Raw genomic sequence first — 8183 nt, forward strand, 5'->3', positions numbered from 1 at the left:
TAAGGGGGATAATTATGACGATTATTGTTACCGGTGGAGCGGGATTTATCGGTTCAAATTTTGTGTTTCATATGCTGAAGCAGTATCCGGATTACAGGATCATTTGTCTTGATAAGCTGACTTATGCAGGTAATTTATCAACTCTCAAGTCGGTGATGGATAATCCTAATTTCAGATTCGTCAGAGCGGATATCTGTGACAGAGAAGCAGTAGAAAAGCTGTTTGAAGAAGAGAAGCCTGATATCGTTGTCAACTTTGCGGCGGAAAGCCATGTTGACCGCTCGATTGAAAACCCTGAGATTTTTTTGCAGACCAATATTATCGGTACGGAAGTATTGATGGACGCCTGCCGCAAGTACGGTATTACACGTTATCATCAGGTGTCTACAGATGAGGTTTACGGCGATCTGCCGCTTGACAGACCCGATTTGTTCTTCACGGAAGATACTCCCATACATACAAGTTCACCCTACAGCAGTTCAAAAGCCGGTGCCGATCTGCTCGTGCTTGCCTATCACAGGACTTATGGACTGCCTGTCACGATTTCGAGATGCTCGAACAACTACGGACCGTATCATTTTCCCGAAAAGCTTATTCCGCTTATGATTGCCAACGCTCTGGCTGATAAACCGCTGCCTGTTTACGGCGAAGGAATCAATGTTCGCGACTGGTTATACGTTGAGGATCATTGCCGTGCCATTGATCTTATCATACACAAGGGCAGGGTCGGTGAGGTCTACAACGTCGGCGGTCACAATGAAATGAGAAATATCGATATCGTAAAGCTGATTTGCAAGGAGCTTGATAAGCCCGAAAGCCTTATTACATATGTTACTGACCGCAAAGGTCACGATATGCGCTATGCTATTGATCCGACTAAAATTCATAATGAGCTGGGCTGGCTGCCCGAAACCAAGTTTGCGGACGGAATCAAAAAGACGATTAAGTGGTATCTCGAGAACCGTGACTGGTGGGAAGAAATAATCAGCGGCGAGTATCAGAACTATTATGAAAAAATGTACGCTGACAGATAATTTGGAGGCAGAATTATACAATGGGACAGATTACAGTTGAGAAAAATGTCGGCGGTATTGAGGGACTTTGCGTTATCACTCCCGCCGTTCACGGTGACAGCCGTGGATATTTCATGGAAACCTATAACGGTAATGATATGAAAGAAGCTGGACTTGACATCACCTTTGTACAGGATAATCAGTCTATGTCAACAAAGGGCGTATTGAGGGGGCTGCATTTTCAGAAGCAGTTTCCTCAGACAAAGCTTGTAAGAGTTATCAAAGGATCCGTATTCGATGTCGCGGTTGATCTGAGAAGCGGCAGCGAAACTTTCGGAAAGTGGTTCGGCGTTGAACTGACAGAGGAAAATAAAAAGCAGTTTCTGATTCCGCGCGGCTTTGCTCACGGTTTTCTTGTGTTGAGTGATGTCGCGGAGTTCTGTTATAAATGCGACGATTTTTATCACCCGAATGATGAAGGCGGTCTTGCGTGGAACGACCCTTCCATCGGAATAGATTGGGCTTCTGTAGGCATCACCGGCGAATACGATGGTACCGCAAACGCGTCGGGGTATTCATTGATTGACGGAACCCCGCTGAAGCTGAGCGAAAAAGACCAGCTTTGGAGCGGACTGAAATAATAACAGACAGGAGATCGCTATGAAAATATTGGTTACAGGAGCTAATGGTTATCTTGGACGCGGCGTTGTAAAGAAGCTGCTCGATACCGGTGCTGAAGTTGTTGCAACTGACTTCAGCGTTGACAATATTGACAGCAGGGCAATCAGGATAGCCGGAGATGTTTTTAATACGGAGAATCCGTATCGGTTTTTCGGCGAGCCCGATGCACTCCTGCACATGGCGTGGCGCGACGGTTTTGTCTATTATTCGGACGCCCATATTATTGATTTGCCAAAACACTATTCTTTCCTGAACAGATGTATCGAATCAGGTATCGGACGGATAGCCGTAATCGGTTCAATGCACGAAATTGGTTTTTATGAAGGCTCAATCAAGGAGGATACTCCGTGTAATCCCACAACTCCTTATGGTATCAGTAAAAATGCGCTTCGCGGGTTGGTTGAAATGCTGACGGCAAAGAAGGGTATTTCATATCAGTGGCTGAGAGGCTATTATATTGTCGGAAATACTTCTTATGGTAATTCGATTTTTTCGAAGATAGTTTCGGCAGAGGAAAACGGACAAGAGTATTTTCCGTTTACAATGGGACAGAATCAGTATGATTTTGTCGATTATGACGTCTTTTGTCAGCAAGTCGCCGCTGCCGTTTCGCAGACGGAAATAAACGGTATTATCAATATCTGTTCGGGAAGACCCGAAAAGCTGGCTGACAGGGTCGAGGCGTTTATAAAAGAAAACAACTTCAGTATCAAGCTAAACTATGGGGCTTATCCCGACAGAGCATATGATTCAAAGGCTGTCTGGGGCGATTCAAAAAAAATAAACATGATTATGGATAAAAATGGTGATGGTGAAAGATGAGTAAGAACGTTATCCTGGTGGATTATCAGGTTCCCGAAAACTGGGATTACCACAGAGCAATCGAAAAAGAAACCGGTACTTCGTGGGACATTGTTACCTGCAATACACACAGATATCAGGGAAGTAAGCTGAAAGTAATATGCAGATATCTAAGGTATTTTTTCTTCTCATTCAGAATGTTTACAAAACGTAACAGGTATGAGAAAGTAATCGCGTGGCAGCAGTTTTACGGTTTGCTGATTGCCTTTTACTGCCGTTTCTTTCACGTGAAAAAGTGTCCTGATATCTATATTATGACATTTATTTTCAAACCGAAAAAAAACAATACATACAATAAATTCATCAGATATATTGTTGCTTCCAAGTATATCAAGAAGCTCATTGTCATGTCTGACAGTGAAAAGAAATACTATTCCGAGCTTTTCGGGATAAGTGAAGATAAGTTTTATTGTACCCGAATCGGCGTGCCTGATGTTACGGAAACAATTGCTCCGGATCCCGAAAGCGAAAAGTATTATCTTTCCGTAGGAAGAAGCAACAGAGATTATAAATTTTTGAGAGACGCATGGAAAGCTGAATACGGTAAGCTTGTCATTATCTGCGATTCATATAATGAAGCCGAAAAGGAAGGAATCCAATGCCTTGACAGCTGTTACGGCGATGATTACTTAAAAATGGTGGCAAACTGTTATGCCGAGATCATACCGCTTGATGATGTGAATATTTCGTCGGGCAGTCTAAGCTACCTTCAGGCCATGATGCTTTCAAAACCGACGATTGTTACCGAAAACAAGACGGTCCATGACTATATTGAATCGGGCCATAACGGGATCATTATTCAGAAGGATTCAGATGAGCTTTCAGATGCATTAAAAATGCTCGACGACAAAGATAATTATGACAGTATCTGCCGTAATGCGAGAAAGGTTTACGAAGATAATTTCAGCGAGTATTCTTTAGGCGTCAGCATATCAGAAATACTGAAATAAAGAACGCAGATGGACGTTGTTCCATCTGCGTTTTTGCGTGAAGTGAAAACATTGTTTGTCAGCACATTTCCGTCCGCTTGTTCCTTACGAAAACAGCTTCTCTATGTCGATATATTCGCAGAGCAGTGCTCCGTACCGCCTTTTTCCGATTGTCCAGACCGAGCGGCTGACCTTGGTTGAGGTTGGGTACGCATTCTCCCAGTTGAAGTTGCCCTCGATGGTGTGCACCTTTGTGACCTTGCCCTTGCCGTCGGTTTCGACGGACTCCACAAAGCCGATGTGCAGCCTGCCGCCCGTGCCGGGGCTTTTGACGGTCGAGGTGGTGAAGAGGTCGCCTTTTTGGGGAACGTAGCCCGAGCTAAATGCATTTTTGAGCGCGCCTTTTTTACGCGCCTGATTCGCCATTTCGCTGACGTGGCAGCATGGGCTGACGGGATTGCGCTTGCCGAGCAGGGTCGCGCATTGGTCAATGCCGCACCACGCAAATACCGCGCACCATGCAAAGCCTGTAGAAACCTTTTTGCCGCCCGCGTGCGAATTGTAGTAGGTGACGTACGGGCGGTTGCCGTTGCCGAACTGTTCCTTCAAAAAGCCAAGAACCCTGTTGCGTATCCCGTTCTCAACGGTGACGTCGGCATAAACGCAAAAGCCGCTTTGGAGCTGACAGCCGATTCTAGTGTGGCCTGCTGAATTTCCGGTAACGATACCGCCGCTTTCGGCGACCGGCGCTATGTCCGGATTTTCGCTGAAGTACGCGCGGTAATATGCCGCCGTACCTGACGGCGCGTAGCTGTCAAAGTCAAAGCTTTGTCCAACGTCAAGCGTGACTTCGGACGCGTTCAGACTCAGCGACGGCGCGAATGGCTTGACCGTCACGTTACAGACCGCTTTCACCCCGTTTTGAAGTGTGCAGGTGATGCGTGCGGTGCCTTCGCTAAGGGCGGTGACCATACCGCCGTCCTCGGCGACGTCAGCGACGGTCGGATCGTCTGACGAATACGCGCGGAAGTACGCCGCCGCGCCGCTGTTGACATAGCTGTCGAGGTCGTATTGCTCTCCGACGCCCAGCTTGAGCTCGGTTTGGTTCAGACTAAGAGAGGTCGCCGCAGGACATACCCGAACGCTGCAGTCCGCGCGCAGTCCGCCGCAGTCGCAGGACACAACGGTTTCTCCTGTCCCGCGAGCCGTGATAACGCCGCTCTTATCCACAGAGGCTACGCTCGGGTCAGCGCTTGAATAATCCGCCTTGTCCGCGTCACCGTCCGTAATCAGAACAGTGGGGAATTCCTCGCCGACGCCCAACTTGACGTCGGCTTCCTCAAAGGACAGCGATTGCAGCGGCGAGGGCGTGTCGTGCTGGCCTGTTCTGCCGCAGTCGGAATAGCCGGCGCAGAACCGCTGTATTGCCGTGACGTCATTGATCGTCAGCTTTCCGTCGCCGTCCGCGTCCCAGTGCGGCGCAAATGCTCCGGGGCTGCTGTTTGCCAGAGCGTACTGCAGCAGAGTCGCGTCCTGAATGGAAATATAACCGTCGCCGTCCGTGTCGCCGTACAGCGCTTCGGGATTTGTAGCCGCAGCCTCGTCGGGCGTTGCTGTGACAGCCGCAGCGGGTATGGCGGAGAGGAGAAGAGCGGCGGAAAGAAGAACAGAAATAACATATTTCATGGCTGTTTCTCCTGAAATGCTTTGTATAAATTTATCATAACATATTCCATGAACATAAGCAATATGATCTGCTCTGACGATTCTGAAAATATTATAAAAATTATGCCGTTTTTTCACGTGTTTGTCATACTCTTGTTGTACTTTATATTGTATAATACGATTAAAGTATAGAACAAACAATGTTCCTGCTTCATATATCCGAAAGAAAAGGAGGAATGAAAAATGAAAAGGGCAATAGCCCTGCTGCTTGCTGCCGCAATGGCGATTACGATGCTTGCCTCTTGCGGGACAAACGAAAAGCAGGCGTATCTAAACGCGATGCTTGAGGGCACAGGCTTCAGCGGCGTTGTGCTTGTGACGAAGAACGGAAAGACTGTCTGTGAGGCGGCAAAGGGCACTGAAAATAAATTTTCAAATAAAAAGATCACTGCCGATACCAAATTCTGTATCGGTTCGGTATCCAAACAATTTGCCGCCGCTGCAATCCTTCTGCTGCGCCAGGATGGCCAGCTCAGCGCTGACGACAAGCTGTCAAAATACTTCCCGGACTACAGATACGGAAATGAGCTGACGATCCGTCACCTGCTTGACATGCGCTCGGGTATCAGGGAATTCTATGACGTTGAATACATCGACGACGCCTTTACCGAGCTTCCGACGGGCGAGCTTCGCGGAGTAATCACCAACGACAATACCGTTGAGGAGAACCGTGAGATACTGGAGGACTGGCTCCTGCGCCAGCCGCTGGAATTCGAGCCTGATACGGCGTTTGAGTATTCCAACTCAAATTATTTCCTGCTGGCGCGCATCGTCGAGATCGTTTCGGGTCAGAGCTACAACGAGTTTCTGCGCGAGCGCATCTTCAAGCCGCTCGGAATGACTCATACCACGTTCATCGACGACGTAGATCTGTTCGGTCAGCCTGATATGGCGCAGCCTACCGTGACGCCTCAGACGGTGTACGTCGGCGTAACCATGGGACTTGGCGACATGATCTCAAACGCGCGCGATATCGACCGCTGGCTGACCTCGCTGAAAACTCACGAGCTGTTGGACGAGGAAAGCGTTGACATGATGACCACCGACTATACAAACGAGGACGATGACGACGATGAGGAAGAGGAAAACTACGGCTTCGGAATCCGTCCCTGCGGAGACGGTCTGTTCCACTCGGGTTATTTCTCGACCTATCTGACGATGATTTACACCGCCCCCGAAACAGGCTTCAATGTTTTCGCCGTCACCAACGACGATACCAATCCCAACATCGATATTTCCGAAATCGGCTGGAACCTCATCGACGGTTTAGACATTTAGCCGTCTTATGACTAAACCAAAGGTACAAAAATTGCTAAATTGTAATCAAAAATTCCATAAAAACAGTAGGATTGCGCCAATGTTTATGATATAATAAATGAGAATATTTTATCTGAACGGAGGCTGTTATTTTGCTGTTCAACATCTCTTACACAACGCTCAATTTTATCTGCTTTGTGTTTGTAACTATGCTGGTGTACTTTTTATTTCCTGCAAAGAAATATAAGTGGACCGTGCTGCTGGCGGCGAGTATGTTCTTCTACGCCGTGGCGGGTTACAAGTATGCATTCTTTATCCTGTTCACCACCCTGAGCACTTACCTGATAGCGCTATGGATTTCGCATGTTTCTGCGCATTCCAAAAAGCTCTTGAAGGAAAAGAAAAAGGAATGGGACAAAGACCAGAAGAAAAAGTACAAAAATAAGGTCAAGATACAAAAGCGCCTGATCATGACTCTGGCGCTGGTTATCAACTTCGGCATTCTCGCGTTTCTGAAGTATTACGGCTTCTTCGCGGGCAGCCTCAACGATATGCTCGGCAGCTTCGGCGTTTCATTCTCGATACCGACGCTCAAGCTCTTTTTGCCGCTGGGTATCTCGTTCTACACCTTCCAGTCGATGGGCTACATCGTGGACGTTTATCGCGAGAAAACCGACGCTCAGCGCAATCCCTTCAAGCTGCTGCTGTTCGTGTCCTTCTTCCCGCAGATTATCCAGGGTCCTATCAGCATCTACGACCAGCTTGCCGCTCAACTCTTTGAGCCGCACGAATTTGACTTTACCCGCATGAAGCACGGCATGGAGCTTATCCTCTGGGGCTTCTTCAAAAAGCTCGTTATCGCCGACAGAGCGTACATACTTATCGGCGCGGTCGAGAAGGACTATACAAAGTTTGGCGGCACCACTCTGACCTTTACGATCCTGCTCTACGCTTTGCAGCTTTACGCCGACTTCTCGGGCGGTATCGATATCTCACGCGGTGTGGCGCAGATTTTCGGAGTCGACATGATCGACAACTTCAAGCGTCCGTACTTCTCCAGATCAATCAACGAGTACTGGCGCAGATGGCATATTTCTCTCGGCGCATGGCTGAAGAATTACCTGTTCTATCCCATCGCGATGTCCAATGTATTCATCAACGCGGGCAAGAAAATGAAGGGTACTCGCTTTGGCAAGACCGCAGCCGGCTCTCATATCGCAAAGGTACTTCCCACCAGCGTAGCCTCGCTGATAGTATTCCTTGTAGTCGGCGTCTGGCACGGCGCGGACTGGAAATACGTCGCGTTCGGCGTATGGAACGGCGTTATCATCATGGTAAGCATTATCATGCAGCCGCTCTTTGACGGCGCTGTGGACAAGCTGCGAATCAGCCGCAAGAATCCGTTCTTTATCGGCTTCCAGGTTGTACGCACCCTGCTCGTTGTGCTCGTTGGCTATGTGTTTGACGTAGCGCCCTCGTTCGGAGAAGGCATGCGCACGCTGCAGCTGTTCTTTACGGGACAAAATTTCTCCGCGGGTATAGAAGAAATCAGCAAGCTCGGACTTGTTGCGTCGGATTACATTATCCTGCTTATCGGCGCGATAATCATACTGATCGCCAGCATTATCCAGGAAAGACATCTCGATACAGATATCCGCACAATGCTTGACCGCAAGCCGGTCGCGCTGCGCTTTTTGCTGCTCTATCTCGGCATCAT

General features: G+C 48.2%; 7 protein-coding genes. 6 read left to right on the forward strand and 1 reads right to left on the reverse strand.

The genetic code is table 11. The features are described 5' to 3' along the window. The first annotated feature begins 14 nt into the window (after positions 1-14). Genes rfbB through JKK62_RS01430 form a run of 4 tightly spaced genes read left to right on the forward strand, consistent with a single transcriptional unit; the run spans position 15 to position 3505 of the window. A complete protein-coding gene (gene rfbB / locus JKK62_RS01415; RefSeq protein WP_201426632.1) occupies positions 15-1034 on the forward strand; it encodes a dTDP-glucose 4,6-dehydratase in 1020 nt (339 codons plus the stop codon). Positions 1035-1054: 20 nt separating this feature from the next. Then, complete coding sequence (gene rfbC / locus JKK62_RS01420; protein ID WP_201426633.1) at positions 1055-1654, forward strand: dTDP-4-dehydrorhamnose 3,5-epimerase; 600 nt, start codon at positions 1055-1057, stop codon at positions 1652-1654. 19 nt (positions 1655-1673) lie between these two features. Continuing rightward, positions 1674-2516, forward strand: coding sequence for an NAD-dependent epimerase/dehydratase family protein (locus tag JKK62_RS01425; RefSeq protein ID WP_201426634.1), 843 nt, complete (start codon positions 1674-1676; stop codon positions 2514-2516). A 17-nt stretch (positions 2517-2533) separates the two neighbouring features. Beyond that, positions 2534-3505, forward strand: a complete 972-nt coding sequence (locus JKK62_RS01430) for a glycosyltransferase family protein (RefSeq protein ID WP_201426635.1) — start codon at positions 2534-2536, stop codon at positions 3503-3505. Positions 3506-3589: 84 nt separating this feature from the next. Here JKK62_RS01430 and JKK62_RS01435 read toward each other — a convergent pair whose 3' ends face one another. Then, on the reverse strand, positions 3590-5170 hold the full coding sequence (locus JKK62_RS01435) for an Ig-like domain-containing protein (RefSeq protein WP_201426636.1): 1581 nt from the start codon (positions 5168-5170) through the stop codon (positions 3590-3592). A gap of 222 nt (positions 5171-5392) precedes the next feature. Here JKK62_RS01435 and JKK62_RS01440 point away from each other — a divergent pair, with 222 nt between their 5' ends. Both JKK62_RS01440 and JKK62_RS01445 read left to right on the forward strand, forming a co-directional pair. After that, positions 5393-6487, forward strand: a complete 1095-nt coding sequence (locus tag JKK62_RS01440; protein ID WP_201426637.1) for a serine hydrolase domain-containing protein — start codon at positions 5393-5395, stop codon at positions 6485-6487. A gap of 131 nt (positions 6488-6618) precedes the next feature. Continuing rightward, positions 6619-8183, forward strand: a 1565-nt coding sequence (locus JKK62_RS01445; protein WP_201426638.1) for an MBOAT family O-acyltransferase, incomplete at its 3' end; no start/stop codon positions are given.

The organism is Ruminococcus difficilis, assembly GCF_016680995.1.

Bases quoted from the DNA above. Each gene is read 5' to 3' on its own strand.
- JKK62_RS01425 (WP_201426634.1), top strand. From the start codon at position 1,674: ATGAAAATATTGGTTACAGGAGCTAATGGTTATCTTGGACGCGGCGTT.
- rfbC (WP_201426633.1), top strand. From the start codon at position 1,055: ATGGGACAGATTACAGTTGAGAAAAATGTCGGCGGTATTGAGGGACTT.
- JKK62_RS01435 (WP_201426636.1), bottom strand. From the start codon at position 5,170: ATGAAATATGTTATTTCTGTTCTTCTTTCCGCCGCTCTTCTCCTCTCC.
- JKK62_RS01440 (WP_201426637.1), top strand. From the start codon at position 5,393: ATGAAAAGGGCAATAGCCCTGCTGCTTGCTGCCGCAATGGCGATTACG.
- rfbB (WP_201426632.1), top strand. From the start codon at position 15: ATGACGATTATTGTTACCGGTGGAGCGGGATTTATCGGTTCAAATTTT.